We start from the raw sequence: 15,978 nt of genomic DNA on the forward strand, positions 1-15,978 counted from the left end.
TGGGGAAAACGAAAAATGCTGGAGAGCACACGCCTTGATGAACCGTCGAATTAAAACAAGCTTACTGGCCGTAGCCGTGATTGCCGTGCTGGCGGGCGGCTATTATTGGTGGCAGCATCCAGCGGAACCGAATAAACAGCCGCAGGCCGAAGGTCAGCAGCAGCGTGGTCGCGGCGCAGGTGGCAAACGCCCCTTAGCGCCAGTGCAAGCTGCCGCTGCCGCCACCCAAAGCGTGCCGTATTTCCTCAGTGGCCTTGGCACCGTGACCGCCGCCAACACCGTTACGGTGCGCAGCCGCGTTGACGGCCAATTGATGGCGCTGCACTTCCAGGAAGGAGAGCAAGTGGCCGCTGGCGCGCTGCTGGCGGAAATCGACCCACGCCCTTATCAGGTGGCATTAACTCAGGCGCAGGGCCAACTGGCAAAAGACCAGGCTACGCTTGCCAACGCGCGCCGCGATCTCAGTCGCTATGAAAAACTGGCGAAAACCTCGCTGGTATCGCAGCAGGAACTCGATACGCAACGTTCGCTGGTGAGCGAAACGCTCGGCACCCTTAAAGCTGATGAAGGCAACGTCGCCAGCGCCCAGCTTAATCTCACCTACAGTCGCATTACTGCGCCGATTGGTGGACGCGTCGGCTTGAAGCAGGTGGATGTCGGCAACTACATCACCTCCGGCGATACCACCGGATTGGTGGTGATCACCGAAACGCACCCCATTGACGTGGTGTTCAGCGTCGCCGAGAACAACATCAGCCAAATCCTCAAGGCGCAGAAAAGCGGACAGCCGCTGATCGTCGAAGCCTGGGATCGCAGCAACAAAACGCTGCTGACCAGCGGCACGCTGTTAAGCCTCGATAACCAGATTGATGCCACCACCGGCACCATCAAACTCAAAGCACGCTTCAGCAACGAAGATGACACGCTGTTCCCTAATCAGTTTGTCAATGCGCGTCTGAAAGTGGACACCTTGCAGGATGCGGTGGTGATCCCCACCGCCGCGTTGCAGATGAGCAACGACGGTCACTTTGTCTGGGTGGTCAACAGTGATAACAAAGTGAGCAAAAAACGCGTCACCGCTGGGTTACAGGACAGCCAGAAAGTGGTGATCAGCGCGGGCCTCGAAGCAGGCGAACGCGTGGTGACCGACGGGCTCGATCGCCTGACGGAAGGTGCCACCGTTGAAGTGGTGGCACCGCAAAGCGCCGCGACCCACAGCACGCGCGCTGCGCAGCCCGCACGCGGAGAGCGTCAATAATGCAGGTGATGCCTCCTGACAGCAGCGGTGGACCTTCGCGCCTGTTTATTCTGCGCCCGGTCGCCACCACGCTACTGATGATCGCCATTCTGTTAGCCGGCGTGCTCGGCTACCGTTTTCTGCCGGTTTCCGCGTTACCTGAAGTCGATTATCCGACCATTCAGGTGGTTACGCTCTATCCCGGCGCTTCTCCCGATGTGGTGACCTCTTCCATTACCGCGCCGCTGGAACGCCAGTTTGGCCAGATGTCCGGCCTGAAGCAGATGGCGTCGCAGAGTTCGGGCGGCGCGTCGGTAGTCACATTGCAGTTTCAGCTGACGCTGCCACTGGATGTTGCCGAGCAGGAAGTGCAGGCAGCGATCAACTCCGCCACCAATCTGCTGCCGAGCGATCTGCCAAATCCACCGGTCTACAGCAAAGTAAATCCGGCCGACCCGCCGATCATGACGCTCGCCGTCACCACCACCAGCATGCCGCTCACGCAGGTGCAGGACATGGTGGAAACGCGCGTGGCGCAGAAGATTTCTCAGGTTTCGGGCGTGGGTTTAGTCACGCTGTCGGGCGGACAACGTCCTGCGGTGCGCGTGAAGATGAACACCCAGGCGCTGGCCGCGCTCGGCCTGACCAGCGAATCGGTGCGCACCGCCATTACCAACGCTAACGTCAACTCGGCGAAAGGCAGCCTCGACGGCCCAACGCGCTCAATTACGCTGTCGGCCAACGACCAGATGACCTCGGCGGAAGATTATCGCAAGCTGATCATCAGCTATAACAACGGCGCGCCGGTGCGGCTGGGCGATGTGACCACCATCGAACAAGGTGCCGAAAACAGCTGGCTGGGCGCCTGGGCGAACCGTCAACAGGCGATTGTGCTCAACGTGCAGCGCCAGCCCGGCGCTAACATCATCGCCACCGCCGATAATATTCGCGCCATGCTGCCCGGATTAACCGCCACGCTGCCGAAATCGGTGGAGGTGAAACTGCTTACCGACCGCACCACCAACATCCGCGCTTCGGTCAGCGATACCCAGCACGAACTGATGCTGGCGATGGGTTTGGTGGTGATGATCATCTACCTGTTCCTGCGTAACGTTCCGGCGACCCTCATTCCCGCCGTCGCCGTGCCGCTGTCGCTGGTCGGCACCTTTGCCGCGATGTATTTCCTGGGCTTCTCGATCAACAACCTGACGCTGATGGCGCTGACCATTGCCACCGGTTTTGTGGTTGATGACGCCATCGTGGTGATCGAGAACATCTCGCGCTATATCGAAAAAGGCGAAAAGCCGCTGACGGCGGCGCTGAAAGGCGCGGGCGAGATTGGCTTCACCATTATCTCCCTCACCTTCTCGCTGATTGCGGTGCTCATTCCGCTGCTGTTTATGGGCGATGTGATTGGCCGCCTGTTCCGCGAATTCGCCGTGACGCTGGCGGTGGCGATTTTGATCTCCGCCGTGGTGTCGCTGACGCTGACGCCGATGATGTGCGCCCGCATGTTAAGCGCTGAATCGCTGCGCAAGCAGAACCGCTTCTCGCGGGCCAGCGAAGCGATGTTTGACCACATTATTGCCCGTTACGGACGCGGCTTAACGCGCGTGCTGCTGCATCCGTGGATCACCTTGTCGGTAGCGCTCGGCACCTTGCTGATCACCGTGTTGCTGTGGATCATGATCCCCAAAGGCTTCTTCCCGCAGCAGGATAACAGCATTATTCAGGGCACCTTGCAGGCGCCGCAGTCGGTCTCTTACGCCAACATGGCTGAGCGCACGCGCGATGTCGCCTCGATCATCATGAAAGATCCGGCGGTGCAGAGCATGACCTCGTTTGTCGGCGTCGATGGCACCAACGCCGCGCTCAACAGCGCGCGCCTGCAAATCAACCTGAAGCCGTTGGATGAGCGTGACGATCGCATTCCGGCTGTGCAGCAGCGTCTGCAACAGGCGTTAGCCAAAGTGCCGGGCATTTCGCTGTGGCTGCAGCCGGTGCAGGATTTGACCATTGATACCCAGGCGAGCCGCACGCCGTACCAGTTCACGCTGCAATCGGGTTCGCTGGAGTCGCTGAGTTTGTGGGTGCCGAAACTGCTGGAGCAACTTAACACGCTGCCACAACTGCGCGACGTCAGCAGCGACTGGCAGGATCAAGGTCTGGAAGCTTTTGTAAGAGTCGATCGTGACAGCGCCAGCCGCCTCGGCATCAGCATGGCCGACGTGGATAACGCGCTGTATAACGCCTTTGGCCAGCGCCTGATCTCCACCATTTACACCCAGGCTAATCAGTATCGCGTGGTGCTGGAGCAGAACAGCGACGCCACGCCAGGACTGGCGAGCCTCGACGGCATTCGCCTGACCAGCAGCGACGGCGGCAGCGTGCCGCTCAACGCCATCGCTCAGATTGAGCAGCGCCACGCCGCGCTCAGCATCAACCATCTCGACCAGTTCCCGTCGGCGACCTTCTCGTTTGATGTCGCAGAAGGGTATTCGTTGGGCGATGCGGTGAAAGCGGTGAGCGCAGCGGAAGATCAGGTGGGCATGCCCGCCGAAATGATGACGCAGTTCCAGGGCAGCACGCTGGCCTTTGAAGCGGCGCTGTCCAGCACCGTGTGGCTGATCGTGGCGGCGGTGGTGGCGATGTATATCGTGCTCGGCGTGTTGTATGAGAGCTTTATCCATCCCATCACCATTCTCTCGACGCTGCCCACCGCCGGTGTCGGCGCGCTGCTGGCGCTGATGCTGAGCGGTAATGAGCTGGATATCATCGCCATTATCGGCATTATTTTGCTGATCGGTATCGTGAAGAAAAACGCCATCATGATGATCGACTTCGCGCTGGCAGCGGAACGTGAGCAAGGCATGCCGCCGCGCGAGGCGATTTATCAGGCGTGCTTGCTGCGTTTCCGCCCGATTCTGATGACCACATTGGCGGCGCTGCTCGGTGCACTGCCGCTGATGCTGAGCACCGGCGTTGGCGCGGAGTTGCGTCGTCCGCTGGGCATCGCCATGGTGGGCGGTTTGGTGGTGAGCCAGGTGCTGACGCTGTTCACCACGCCGGTGATCTATCTGCTGTTTGATCGCCTGTCGCACGCTACGCGCCGTCGCTTTAAGCGCCCGGAGGCGCAGTCGTGAAGTTTTTCGCGCTGTTTATCCATCGTCCGGTCGCCACCACTTTGCTGACGCTGGCGATTGCGCTGGCCGGTATTCTAAGCTTCCGTCTGCTGCCGGTGGCGCCGCTGCCACAGCTGGATTTCCCGGTGATTTTGATTTCGGCTTCGCTGCCCGGTGCGTCGCCGGAAACCATGGCGGCATCGGTGGCAACGCCGCTGGAGCGCTCGCTGGGGCGCATCGCGGGCGTCAGCGAAATGACCTCCACCAGCTCGCTAGGCAGCACGCGCATCATTCTGGTGTTCGATTTTGATCGCGACATCAACGGTGCGGCGCGCGATGTGCAGGCGGCGATCAACGCCGCACAAAGCCTGCTGCCAACCGGCATGCCGAGCCGTCCCAGCTATCGCAAAGCCAACCCTTCCGATGCGCCAATCATGATCCTGACGCTGACCTCAGACATTTATAATCCCGGTCAGCTGTATGATTACGCCTCAACGCAACTGGCGCAGAAACTGTCGCAGATTGAGGGCGTGGGCGATGTGACGGTCGGCGGCAGTTCGCTGCCGGCTGTGCGCGTTGAACTCAATCCGCAGGCGCTGTTCAACCAGGGCGTATCACTGGATGCGGTGCGCACCGCCATCAGCAACGCCAACCAGCGCCGTCCGCAGGGCGCGATTGATGACGTGCAGCAGCGCTGGCAGTTACGTACTAACGGAGAATTGCAAACCGCCAGCGAATATCAGCCGCTGGTGGTGCATTACAACAACGGTGCGGCGGTGCGCCTCAGCGATGTCGCCAATGTGCAGGATTCGGTGCAGGACGTGCGCAACGCCGGGATGACCAACGGTAAAGCGGCGGTGCTGCTGGTGGTGCGTAAATCGCCGGAAGCCAACATCATCGATACCGTCGATCGCATTCGTGGCGAATTGCCGGAACTGCATGACGTGATCCCCGCCGCCATCGATCTGCAAATTGCGCAGGACCGCTCGCCAACGATTCGCGCCTCGCTGCATGAAGTGGAGCAGTCGCTGATCATCGCCGTCGCGCTGGTGATTCTGGTGGTGTTTGCCTTCCTGCGTGACTGGCGCGCCACGCTGATCCCCGCCGCTGCGGTGCCGGTTTCATTGATTGGCACCTTCGCCGCCATGTATCTGTGTGGCTTCAGCCTGAATAACCTGTCGCTGATGGCGTTGACCATCGCCACCGGATTTGTCGTCGATGACGCCATTGTGGTGCTGGAGAACATTGCGCGCCACGTCGAAGCGGGTATGAAACCGCTGCAGGCGGCGCTAACCGGCGTGCGCGAGGTTGGTTTTACCGTGCTGTCGATGAGCCTGTCGCTGATTGCCGTGTTCCTGCCGCTGCTGATGATTGGCGGCATTATTGGTCGCTTCTTCTCGGAGTTCGCCGTTACGCTGTCGGTGGCGATTCTGATCTCGCTGTTTATCTCGGTCACGCTGACGCCAATGATGTGCGCTTATCTGCTCAAGCCGCAGGTCAAGCGCAGCCAGCCGCGCATCCGCGGTTTCGGCAAGCTGCTAATGAAGGTGCAAAACGGTTACGCGCGCTCATTGGGCTGGGTGCTGAATCACGCCATTTGGGTGCTGATGTTGCTGCTCAGCACCGTGGCGCTCACCGTGTGGCTGTTCATCTCGATCCCGAAAACCTTTATGCCGGAGCAGGATACCGGCCGCTTACAAGGTTTTATCTCGGCGGATCAGAGCATTTCGTTCCAGGCGATGCGCGGCAAGCTGCAGGATTTCATGAACATCATCAAAGCCGATCCGGCAGTGGATAACGTCACCGGCTTTACCGGCGGTTCGCGCACCAACAGTGGCTCAATGTTCGTCTCGCTCAAGCCGCTCTCCGAGCGCAGCGAAAGCGCGCAGGAAGTGATTGCCCGGCTGCGTATCAAGCTGGCGAAAGAGCCCGGTGCCAATCTCTATCTCAACGCGGTGCAGGACATTCGCATTGGCGGACGTGAGTCCAACGCCAGCTATCAGTACAGTTTGCTGTCAGATAACCTGAATGATTTGCGCGAATGGGAGCCGAAAATCCGTCAGGCGTTCGCCGCCCTGCCCGAACTGACGGACGTCAACTCGGATCAGCAGGACAACGGCAGCGAAATGAATCTGACTTACGACCGTGAAAGCATGGCGCGGCTCGGCATTGATGTCTCGGCCGCTAATGCCCTGCTGAATAACGCCTTTGGTCAGCGCCAGATCTCCACCATTTATCAACCGCTCAACCAGTACAAAGTGGTGATGGAAGTTGATCCGCGCTACACCCAGGACATCAGTTCACTCGATCAGATGTTTGTGATCAACAGCGACGGCAAAGCGATTCCGCTGAGCTGGTTTGCCAAATGGCAACCGGCCAACGCGCCGCTATCGGTGAACCACGAAGGCTTGTCGGCGGCGTCCACCGTTTCCTTCAACCTGCCGGAAGGCGTATCGCTGTCGCAGGCGTCTGAAGCTATTGACCGCACCATCACCGCGCTTGGCGTGCCTTCCAGCGTGCGCGGCAGCTTTGCCGGCACCGCGCAGGTGTTCCAGCAGTCGCAATCCAATCAGCTATACCTGATGCTGGCGGCGATTGCGGCGGTGTATATCGTGCTGGGCATTCTGTATGAGAGCTACGTGCATCCGCTGACCATTCTCTCCACGCTGCCGTCGGCGGGCGTCGGCGCGCTGCTGGCGCTGGAGCTGTTCAACACGCCGTTCAGCCTGATTGCGCTGATCGGCATTTTGCTGCTGATCGGTATCGTGAAGAAGAACGCCATCATGATGGTCGACTTTGCGCTGGATGCCGAGCGAAACGGCAATCTGTCGCCGCGCGACGCGATTTTCCAGGCGTGCCAGCTGCGTTTCCGCCCGATTCTGATGACCACGCTCGCCGCGCTGTTTGGCGCACTGCCGCTGGTGCTGACCAGCGGTGACGGCGCGGAGCTGCGTCAGCCGCTCGGCATCACCATCGCCGGGGGTTTAGTGATGAGCCAGCTGCTGACGCTCTACACCACGCCGGTGGTCTATTTGATGATGGATAAGCTGCGGCGGCGTAAGAAAAAGGTTCAACTGAAAGCTGAATGACTTGCTACATACGCTTGCTATGTAGCACCAAGAGCGTAAACTTTAACCCGTTCAATACTGAGGAGGTTTATATGTCACAAGGTACCGTGTTCACCAGCAACAGGACACAAAACGTTCGCATTCCAGCAGACGTTCGTTTTCCTGATGATGTGAAAAACGTCACTGTCAGAGCAATCGGCAAGGAGCGCATCCTCACGCCCATAGATAACGCCTGGGACAGTTTTTTCCTCGACGGTCCGACGGTGAGCGATGATTTTATGGATGAGCGTGCTTCGCAGGAACAATCTGAGCGGGAAGCGTTTTAATGCATCGCTACATGCTGGATACCAATATTGTTATCTACGTCATCAAGCGGCGGCCGATTGAAGTGCTCGAACGTTTTAACGCCAATGTCGGCCGGATGGTTATCTCGACGATCACCCTGGCGGAGCTGTTTCACGGCTCAGAAAAGAGCGCCTTTCCTGAGCGGAACCTACGTACCGTTGAAGATTTTGTCTCACGCCTTGATGTGCTGAATTACGATGCCAAAGCCGCTTTCCACTATGGCGCTATCCGCGCAGAGCTTGAGAAAAATGGCACGCCGATCGGCCTGAACGATCTTCACATCGCCGCTCATGCACGCAGTGCCGCCCTGACGTTGGTATCGAACAATTTGCGTGAATTTTCACGCGTGAATGGGCTGATCTGCGAAAACTGGATCTGACATAACGGGTACCTGCATGTCACCTCAAAACGCCACCGTGCGCTGGCAGCTGTGGATCGTCGCGTTTGGCTTCTTTATGCAGGCGCTGGATACCACCATCGTCAATACCGCGATCCCGTCGATGGCGCGCGATCTCAACGTCAGCCCGCTGAATATGCACTCGGTGATCGTTTCTTATGTGCTGACCGTGGCGATTACGTTGCCGATCAGCGGCTGGCTGGCGGACCGTTTTGGCGTGCGCAATATCTTCTTCTGCGCGATTGTGCTGTTCAGCATCGGCTCGCTGCTGTGCGCCTTCTCCGCCACGCTCGATGAGCTGATTATGGCGCGCGTGGTGCAAGGCATTGGTGGCGCGATGATGGTGCCGGTTGGCCGCTTAACGGTGATGAAAATTGTGCCGCGCGAGCAATATATGTCGGCGATGACCTTCGTCACCACGCCGGGACAAATTGGTCCGCTGCTCGGCCCGGCGCTGGGCGGGATTCTGGTGCAGTACGCCAGCTGGCACTGGATTTTCCTGATCAACATTCCGGTTGGCATCATTGGTGCGATTGCCACGCTGACGCTGATGCCGAATTACACCATGCAGACGCGGCGCTTCGATTTCCTCGGTTTTGTGCTGCTGGCCGTCGGCATGGCGACCTTAACGCTGGCGCTGGATGGTCAGCGCAGCGCCGGCGGATCGCCGCTGTTGCTCGGCTTACTGATTCTGGTTGGGGTGTTTTCGCTGCTGTTCTACCTGATGCACGGCCGCAACAACGATAACGCGCTGTTCAGCCTGAAACTGTTTGATAACCGCATCTATTCAATTGGCCTGATCGGCAGTTTTACCGGCCGCATCGGTAGCGGCATGCTGCCGTTTATGACGCCCATTTTCCTGCAGGTCGGCCTCGGCTACAGCCCATTCCACGCCGGATTGATGATGATTCCAATGGTGCTCGGCAATATGGGGACTAAGCGCGTGGTGGTGCGCATCGTCAACCTGTTCGGCTATCGCAATGCGCTGGTCGGCGCGACCCTGGCGCTGGCGCTGGTGGTGCTGCTGTTCCCGCTGGTGGCGCTGCTGGGATGGATTTGGCTACTGCCGATGGTGTTATTACTGCAGGGCATGGTCAACGCCATCCGCTTCTCTTCGATGAACACGCTGACGCTGAAAGAGCTGCCGGACGATCTGGCTTCCAGCGGCAACTCGTTGTTATCGATGATCATGCAGCTGTCGATGAGTATTGGCGTCACCGTGGCCGGTTTGCTGCTGGGCGCATTTGGCCACGGCGTGGTAACCGACAGCGCGGCGGCGCATCAAACCTTCATTTACACCTATCTGTGCATGGCGCTGGTGATTGCGCTGCCGGCGCTGGTGTTCTGGCGCGTACCGAAGGATGTCAGTAAAAACGTTGACCTTAGAGGCAGGAGCAAAGGATGAAGCGGCCGGTAAAATGGGGCATTGGCGCCAAGCTGTTTGCGGCGATTTTTTCCACCTGCATGCTGGTGATCATCACCATGCATTGGGGCGTGCGGCTCAGCTTTGAGCACGGCTTTGTGGATTACATCAAAAAAGGCAACGAGCAGCGCTTAACCCTGCTGAGCGATGCGCTGGCCGATCAGTATGAACAACACGGTAGCTGGGATTTTCTGCGCAGCAATGACAAGCTGATTTTTTCTATTTTGCGCTCGCTGGAGCAGAATCCGGGCAGCGTGAATCAGTTACCGCCGCACGGCTGGCGCACGCAGTTCTGGATTATCGATCAGCAATACAAAGTGCTGTCAGGGCCGCGCCAGCCGGTGCCGCCGGAAGGTACCCGGCGCAATATCACCACCAGCAACGGCAAAATTGTTGGCTGGGTGATTGCCTCACCGGCTGAACGTCTGACGCGCAGCACCGACATCAACTTTGATCAGCAACAGCGGCGCACCAGTTGGATGATTGTGGCGCTGACCGGGTTACTCGCCGCGCTGGTCACCTGGCTGCTGGCGCGCGGTTTACTGGCACCGGTAAAACGGCTGGTGGATGGCACGCACCATTTGGCGGCGGGCAATTTCGCTACCCGCGTGGAAGTCGGCAGCAGCGATGAACTCGGCCAACTGGGCCGCGACTTCAACCAGCTTGCCAGTTCGCTGGAAAAGAACGAAAGCAACCGCCGCGCCTTTATGGCCGACATCTCCCATGAACTGCGCACGCCGCTGGCGATTCTGCGTGGTGAGCTGGAAGCGATGCAGGATGGCGTGCGCAAGCTGACGCCGGAAGCCATCAGCTCGCTACAAAGCGAAGTGGTGGTGCTGACCAAACTGGTGGAGGATCTGCATCAGCTGTCATTGTCCGACGCGGGTGCCCTCGCCTATCGCAAGCAGCCGGTTGATCTGGTCACTCTGCTGGAAGTGGTGGCCGGCAGCTTCGGCGAACGCTATCGCAGCCGCGGATTGGCACTCAATCTGACGTTACCCGCGCAGGCGGAGAGCTTTGGCGATCCCGATCGCCTGATGCAGCTGTTCACCAATTTGCTGGAAAACAGCCTGCGTTACACCGACAGCGGTGGCGCGGTGCAGCTCTCGATGCAGCTGGCGGGCGAAAACTGGCAGCTGCGGTTTGCGGATAGCGCGCCGGGCGTTGATCCGGCCCATCAGGCACAATTGTTTGAACGATTTTTCCGCGCGGAAAGTTCACGCAATCGCGCCAGCGGCGGCTCTGGGCTTGGCCTGGCGATCTGTAAAAACATCGTGGAAGCGCATGACGGCAGCATCAGTGCGGATCACTCTGATTTAGGTGGACTGCAAATCACGCTAAACTTGCCGTATGTTCCTCACTAGACGCCACTTATGAGCCCGGAAAATAGCGATCCTCTGATCCTTGTTGTAGAAGATGAACCCAAACTGGCGCAACTGATGATTGATTATCTGCAGGCGTCCAACTATCGCACGCACCACATTGCCGACGGTAACGCGGTGTTGAGCTATGTTCAGCACACGCCGCCGGACCTGATGCTGCTGGATTTGATGCTGCCCGGCCGCGACGGCTTAACGCTGTGCCGCGAAATTCGCCGTTTCTCGGAACTGCCGATCATCATGGTGACCGCGCGCACCGAGGAGATTGATCGCCTGCTGGGGCTGGAAATCGGCGCGGATGACTATATCTGCAAGCCGTTCAGCCCGCGTGAAGTGGTGGCGCGCGTCAAAACCATTTTGCGCCGCGTCAAACGTTCGCCGGAAGAGGCGCAGCAGGAATCGCCTTTGCATATTGATGAGAGCCGCTTTCAGGCCAGCTGGCGTGAACAGCAGCTGGAGCTGACGCCCGCCGAATTTCGTCTGCTGAAAACGCTGGCGCTGGAGCCGGGAAAAGTGTTCTCGCGCGAGCAGTTGCTCAATCATCTCTACGACGATTACCGCGTAGTCACCGATCGCACCATCGACAGTCACATCAAAAACCTGCGCCGCAAGCTGGAAAGCCTCGATGCGGAACAGCCGTTTATCCGCGCGGTGTACGGCATGGGTTATCGCTGGGAAGCCGACGTCTGCCGCTTGCTGTAGCCTGCAACGGCTTACATTGATCCAGGTCAATTTACATCGGGTGCGGGCCTGCCTACAATTCCCCACCTTTTGCAGGGCCGTATAATGCGGCCGCTGCACCTGCCATCCACGATGGCATGCTGACCTGACATCAGTGAGAAAATCCATGTTAAAACCTGAACTGCTTTCTCCAGCGGGATCGCTGAAGAATATGCGCTATGCCTTTGCCTACGGCGCTGATGCCGTCTACGCTGGCCAACCGCGCTACAGCCTGCGCGTGCGCAACAACGAATTCACCCACGAGATTCTGGCGCAGGGCATCAATGAAGCCCATGCGCTCGGTAAGAAATTCTACGTGGTGGTCAACATCGCCCCGCACAACGCCAAACTGAAAACCTTTATCCGCGATCTAACGCCGGTCATTGCCATGCAGCCGGACGCGCTGATCATGTCCGATCCCGGCCTGATTATGCTGGTGCGTGAAGCCTTTCCGCAGATGCCGATTCATCTGTCGGTGCAGGCCAACGCGGTCAACTGGGCCACGGTGAAATTCTGGCAGCAGATGGGGCTGACGCGCGTGATTCTTTCACGCGAGCTATCGCTGGATGAGATTGCAGAAATCCGTCAGCAGGTGCCGGAAATGGAGATTGAGATCTTCGTGCACGGCGCGCTGTGCATGGCTTACTCCGGCCGCTGCCTGCTCTCGGGCTACCTCAACAAACGCGATCCTAATCAAGGGACCTGCACCAATGCCTGCCGCTGGGAATACAAAGTGGAAGAAGGCAAGCAGGATGAGATGGGCAATATCGTCGGTTTCCATGAGCCGGTTAAGGTGCAGGAGCCGACTTTGGGCGTCGGCGCCACCACCGACCGGGTGTTCCTGCTGGAAGAGAAGATGAAGCCGGGTGAGGTGATGAGCGCCTTCGAGGATGAACACGGCACCTACATCATGAACTCTAAAGATCTGCGCGCGGTGGCGCACGTTGAACGCCTAAGCCAAATGGGTGTGCACTCGCTGAAAATCGAAGGCCGCACCAAATCCTTCTACTACTGCGCGCGCACCGCGCAGGTTTATCGCCGTGCCATTGACGATGCCGCTGCGGGTAAACCCTTCGATCCAGCGCTGCTGGAGACGCTGGAAGGTTTGGCGCATCGCGGTTACACCGAAGGCTTTCTGCGTCGTCATACCCATGACAGCTATCAGAACTACCAGCAAGGTTTCTCCATCTCCGAGCGCCAGCAGTTTGTCGGCGAATTCACCGGCGAACGTCGCGGTGACTGGGCGCAGATTGCGGTAAAGAATAAGTTTATGCTCGGGGATTCTGTCGAGATCATGACGCCCGAAGGCAACCTTAATTGCACGCTGGAAACCATGCAGAACGATAAAGGATCGGCGGTGGACGTGGCGCCAGGCGATGGACACCGCGTGTGGATCCCGGTCCCGGAATCGGTCAACCTCGCCTTTGCCCTGCTGCTGCGTAACTTCACCGATGGCCACAGCACCTACGATCCTCACGGGAAAAATCGCACATAAAGAAAAGAAAATGGCGAAGTTAGAGTAGGATCACAGACCCTTTCTTCGCCTCGCTTTAGAATCTCGCCTGCTGCTAACGAGTAAGAATAAAAGCAGGTAGTACCAGGAACCACCTCATTCACCCGCCCGGCTCCCCCGTGCGGGTTTTCTTTTTTAATCGCCCACCGATTTTTTCGTCGCCCGCCGATAAAGTTCTCTCCCCAGCTATGCTATAACCAGTGTTCTGTCTCTCGCATCAAGGAACTGATAATGCAAAACAAACCGCTGACGCTGCTGATCCTCAACGGGAAAGGCGCAGGTAATGAAGATTTGCGCGCTGCGGTGAATACGCTGCGTGATGAAGGCTTTAATCTGGCGGTGCGCGTCACCTGGGAAAAAGGTGATGGCGATCGTTATGTACAAGAAGCGGTCGCTTTGCAGGCAGAAACCGTGGTGGCTGGCGGCGGTGATGGCACCATCAATGAGATCGCCACCGCGCTGGCGGGATTACCCGAGCAGCAGCGTCCGGCGCTGGGCATTTTACCGCTCGGCACCGCCAATGATTTCGCCACCAGCGTCGGTATTCCTGAAGGGATGGAACCGGCTTTACGTCTCGCGCTGGTGGGAAAAGCCACGGCTATCGATTTGGCGCGCGTGAACGGCGATCGCTACTTTATCAATATGGCGACCGGCGGATTTGGTACGCGCATCACCACCGAAACGCCTGAAAAGCTGAAATCGGCGCTCGGCGGCGTGTCGTACTTTATTCATGGTTTGATGCGCGTCGATGCGCTGAAACCGGATCGCTGCGAAATCAGCGGCCCCGGCTTTAACTGGCAAGGCGATGCGCTGGTGATTGGCATCGGCAATGGACGTCAGGCTGGCGGCGGACAAAAGCTCTGCCCGGATGCCTTAATCAATGACGGACAGCTCAATCTCAGCATCGTCACCGCGCAAGAGCTGCTGCCAACATTGCTGCATTCGCTAACGCGTGATGATGAAAATCCGAATATCGTCACGGCGCAGCTGCAGTCGCTCACCATCCGTTCACCGCATGAGATGACATTTAATCTGGATGGCGAGCCGCTGACGGGAAGTGAGTTTGAGATTGAAGTGATGGCGGGCGCACTGAGCTGCCGTTTACCGCCGCAATGCCCGTTACTTGCTTAACGTACATTACCGTAGCGGCGCGCTTTCAATGGCGCGCAATACATTGCGCCGCTACGATGTTGTTCAGTTAACTGTGATTACACTTTCATCCAGCGGCGTTCCAGTGCGGAAACCGCAACCGCTTCCAGCACCTTTTGCACCTGCAATCCTTCCGCGAAATCTGGCCACATGCAATCGCCAGCGGCAATGCCATTGATTAAATCGCGAATCTCGACGGTTTTCTGATCGTTGAAACCGATGCCGTGCCCGGCAGAGACGCAGAAGTTGGCGTAATCCGGATGCGCTGGACCGGTCAAAATGGTTTTGAAACCCTGGCGGCCTGCCGGTTCATCGTGAATATACAGCTCCAGCTCGGCCATACGTTCCTGAGTATAACGCAGCGTGCCTTTGGTACCGGTGACCACATAGGTCAGGCCCATTTTGCTGCCGCAGGCGATTCGCGAGGTTTCAAACACGCCGTGCGCACCGTTTTTAAAGCGCAGCAAGGCGCTGGCCTGATCTTCGTTTTCCACCGGCAGCAGGCGTGAAGCATCCTTCGGATCCGGACGCTCTTTAATCACCGTCATCATATCGCCGCTGACTTCTTCAATATCACCGACCAGATAGTGCGCCATATTCACAATATGCGCAGCGAGGTCGCCAAGCGCGCCTAATCCGGCCAACGCTTTCTGGCAGTGCCAATCGAGCGGCGTTTCCGGCCGTGCCAGATAATCTTCATTGTGCGTGCCGTAGAAGTGCACCACATCGCCGATTTCACCACGCGCGATAATCTCGCGCGCCAGTTGGCTGGTGGGGTTTTTCATGTAGTTAAAGCCGACCAGCGTTTTAACGCCCGCCTGCTGCGCCGCTTGTACCATCTCTTCCGCATCGGCCACTGATAGCGATAGCGGTTTCTCAGAGTAAACGTGCTTGCCGTTGCGAATCGCTTCCAGCGCCATCTCTTTATGCAGGAAGTTTGGCGCGCAGATATCAACCACATCGATGTTCGGATCGCGCACCAGCTCGTGCCAGTCGCCAGTAGAACGGGCAAAGCCAAAAGTTGCCGCCTGTTTTGCTGCCAGCTCTGAGTTCACTTCCGCCAGCATCTCACGCACGATCTCGCCTTTCAGGGCAAAAACCGTAGGTGCCTGAGCGTAAGCAATCGCGTGACAACGACCGATGTAACCACTGCCAATCATTCCAATTCTGACTTTGTTCATGACTATTCCCGCATTCGCTTAAGAGTTGATCTGGAATATATGTTTCGCTTTTGGCCCCGACAACGGCGAAATGAAATATCTGTGATCATGCATGCGAGGTATCTGACAAAATCGACAAATCAGAATGTAATTTTGCATAGAGAGGGTGATCATCGTCACAAAAGAGGTTGTATCAGTCGTGATTTTGCCGCGCTGAGTCCGCTCATAGCGCGCAATTGACGCTTTATTCAGCAGTCAGAACGAATTGTGAAAAAGAGTTTTGACAAGGCGAGGGCCGCTCGATAATATGCGCCCCGTTCAAACGATTCCTCTGTAGTTCAGTCGGTAGAACGGCGGACTGTTAATCCGTATGTCACTGGTTCGAGTCCAGTCAGAGGAGCCAAATTTAAAAAACCCGCTCAGGGAAACCTGAGCGGGTTTTTGTCATTTCAGCATCGCCATTTA

Annotated in this window: 11 protein-coding genes and 1 tRNA gene; 11 read left to right on the plus strand and 1 reads right to left on the minus strand. The window is 57.9% G+C overall.

The features are described from left to right. Window positions 1-37 precede the first annotated feature (37 nt). The 10 genes from K5Y33_RS08370 to yegS all read left to right on the plus strand — a co-directional run bounded on the left by K5Y33_RS08370 (window position 38) and on the right by yegS (window position 14,335). On the plus strand, window positions 38-1,258 hold the full coding sequence (locus K5Y33_RS08370) for an MdtA/MuxA family multidrug efflux RND transporter periplasmic adaptor subunit (RefSeq protein WP_222233688.1): 1,221 nt from the start codon (window positions 38-40) through the stop codon (window positions 1,256-1,258). Beyond that, a complete protein-coding gene (locus K5Y33_RS08375) occupies window positions 1,258-4,380 on the plus strand; it encodes an MdtB/MuxB family multidrug efflux RND transporter permease subunit (protein WP_222233689.1) in 3,123 nt (1,040 codons plus the stop codon). The genes K5Y33_RS08370 and K5Y33_RS08375 overlap by 1 nt, the downstream gene beginning before the upstream one ends. Beyond that, the gene (gene mdtC / locus K5Y33_RS08380; RefSeq protein ID WP_222233690.1) at window positions 4,377-7,448 is read left to right on the plus strand and encodes a multidrug efflux RND transporter permease subunit MdtC; all 3,072 of its coding nucleotides are present in this window, start codon (window positions 4,377-4,379) and stop codon (window positions 7,446-7,448) included. Before K5Y33_RS08375 ends, mdtC begins: the two co-directional genes overlap by 4 nt. Before the next feature lie 71 nt (window positions 7,449-7,519). Continuing rightward, entirely contained in the window at window positions 7,520-7,753 is a 234-nt protein-coding gene (vapB, locus tag K5Y33_RS08385) for a type II toxin-antitoxin system VapB family antitoxin (RefSeq protein ID WP_222233691.1), read from the plus strand. After that, complete coding sequence (locus K5Y33_RS08390) at window positions 7,753-8,151, plus strand: type II toxin-antitoxin system VapC family toxin (RefSeq protein WP_061717750.1); 399 nt, start codon at window positions 7,753-7,755, stop codon at window positions 8,149-8,151. Before vapB ends, K5Y33_RS08390 begins: the two co-directional genes overlap by 1 nt. Before the next feature lie 16 nt (window positions 8,152-8,167). After that, window positions 8,168-9,574 (plus strand): multidrug transporter subunit MdtD, encoded by a 1,407-nt coding sequence (gene mdtD, locus K5Y33_RS08395; protein ID WP_222233692.1) that lies wholly within the window; start codon window positions 8,168-8,170, stop codon window positions 9,572-9,574. Next, complete coding sequence (gene baeS, locus K5Y33_RS08400; protein WP_222233693.1) at window positions 9,571-10,956, plus strand: two-component system sensor histidine kinase BaeS; 1,386 nt, start codon at window positions 9,571-9,573, stop codon at window positions 10,954-10,956. The genes mdtD and baeS overlap by 4 nt, the downstream gene beginning before the upstream one ends. A 9-nt stretch (window positions 10,957-10,965) precedes the next feature. Continuing rightward, window positions 10,966-11,673, plus strand: coding sequence for a two-component system response regulator BaeR (gene baeR / locus K5Y33_RS08405; RefSeq protein ID WP_101763346.1), 708 nt, complete (start codon window positions 10,966-10,968; stop codon window positions 11,671-11,673). A 145-nt stretch (window positions 11,674-11,818) separates the two neighbouring features. Continuing rightward, window positions 11,819-13,186 (plus strand): tRNA 5-hydroxyuridine modification protein YegQ, encoded by a 1,368-nt coding sequence (gene yegQ / locus K5Y33_RS08410; RefSeq protein WP_101763345.1) that lies wholly within the window; start codon window positions 11,819-11,821, stop codon window positions 13,184-13,186. Between the two features lie 249 nt (window positions 13,187-13,435). Continuing rightward, complete coding sequence (yegS, locus tag K5Y33_RS08415; protein WP_110866633.1) at window positions 13,436-14,335, plus strand: lipid kinase YegS; 900 nt, start codon at window positions 13,436-13,438, stop codon at window positions 14,333-14,335. Window positions 14,336-14,412: 77 nt separating this feature from the next. On the opposite strand, the gene K5Y33_RS08420 is transcribed toward yegS, so the two are convergent. Next, window positions 14,413-15,534 carry a Gfo/Idh/MocA family protein gene (locus tag K5Y33_RS08420; RefSeq protein ID WP_222233694.1) on the minus strand — a complete coding sequence of 374 codons (1,122 nt, stop codon included), beginning with the start codon at window positions 15,532-15,534 and terminating at the stop codon, window positions 14,413-14,415. Window positions 15,535-15,840: 306 nt separating this feature from the next. On the opposite strand from K5Y33_RS08420, the gene K5Y33_RS08425 reads away from it, so the two are divergent. Continuing rightward, window positions 15,841-15,916, plus strand: a tRNA-Asn gene (locus K5Y33_RS08425). Window positions 15,917-15,978: the final 62 nt, after the last annotated feature.

This window comes from Pantoea sp. DY-17, from assembly GCF_019795975.1.
Lineage (GTDB): Bacteria > Pseudomonadota > Gammaproteobacteria > Enterobacterales > Enterobacteriaceae > Pantoea > Pantoea leporis.

What these genes read in the sequence shown, in the direction of transcription:
- K5Y33_RS08420 (WP_222233694.1), bottom strand. Translation starts at nt 15,534, where the DNA reads ATGAACAAAGTCAGAATTGGAATGATTGGCAGTGGTTACATCGGTCGT.
- K5Y33_RS08375 (WP_222233689.1), top strand. Translation starts at nt 1,258, where the DNA reads ATGCAGGTGATGCCTCCTGACAGCAGCGGTGGACCTTCGCGCCTGTTT.
- baeR (WP_101763346.1), top strand. Translation starts at nt 10,966, where the DNA reads ATGAGCCCGGAAAATAGCGATCCTCTGATCCTTGTTGTAGAAGATGAA.
- K5Y33_RS08390 (WP_061717750.1), top strand. Translation starts at nt 7,753, where the DNA reads ATGCATCGCTACATGCTGGATACCAATATTGTTATCTACGTCATCAAG.
- K5Y33_RS08370 (WP_222233688.1), top strand. Translation starts at nt 38, where the DNA reads ATGAACCGTCGAATTAAAACAAGCTTACTGGCCGTAGCCGTGATTGCC.
- baeS (WP_222233693.1), top strand. Translation starts at nt 9,571, where the DNA reads ATGAAGCGGCCGGTAAAATGGGGCATTGGCGCCAAGCTGTTTGCGGCG.
- yegS (WP_110866633.1), top strand. Translation starts at nt 13,436, where the DNA reads ATGCAAAACAAACCGCTGACGCTGCTGATCCTCAACGGGAAAGGCGCA.
- vapB (WP_222233691.1), top strand. Translation starts at nt 7,520, where the DNA reads ATGTCACAAGGTACCGTGTTCACCAGCAACAGGACACAAAACGTTCGC.
- mdtD (WP_222233692.1), top strand. Translation starts at nt 8,168, where the DNA reads ATGTCACCTCAAAACGCCACCGTGCGCTGGCAGCTGTGGATCGTCGCG.
- yegQ (WP_101763345.1), top strand. Translation starts at nt 11,819, where the DNA reads ATGTTAAAACCTGAACTGCTTTCTCCAGCGGGATCGCTGAAGAATATG.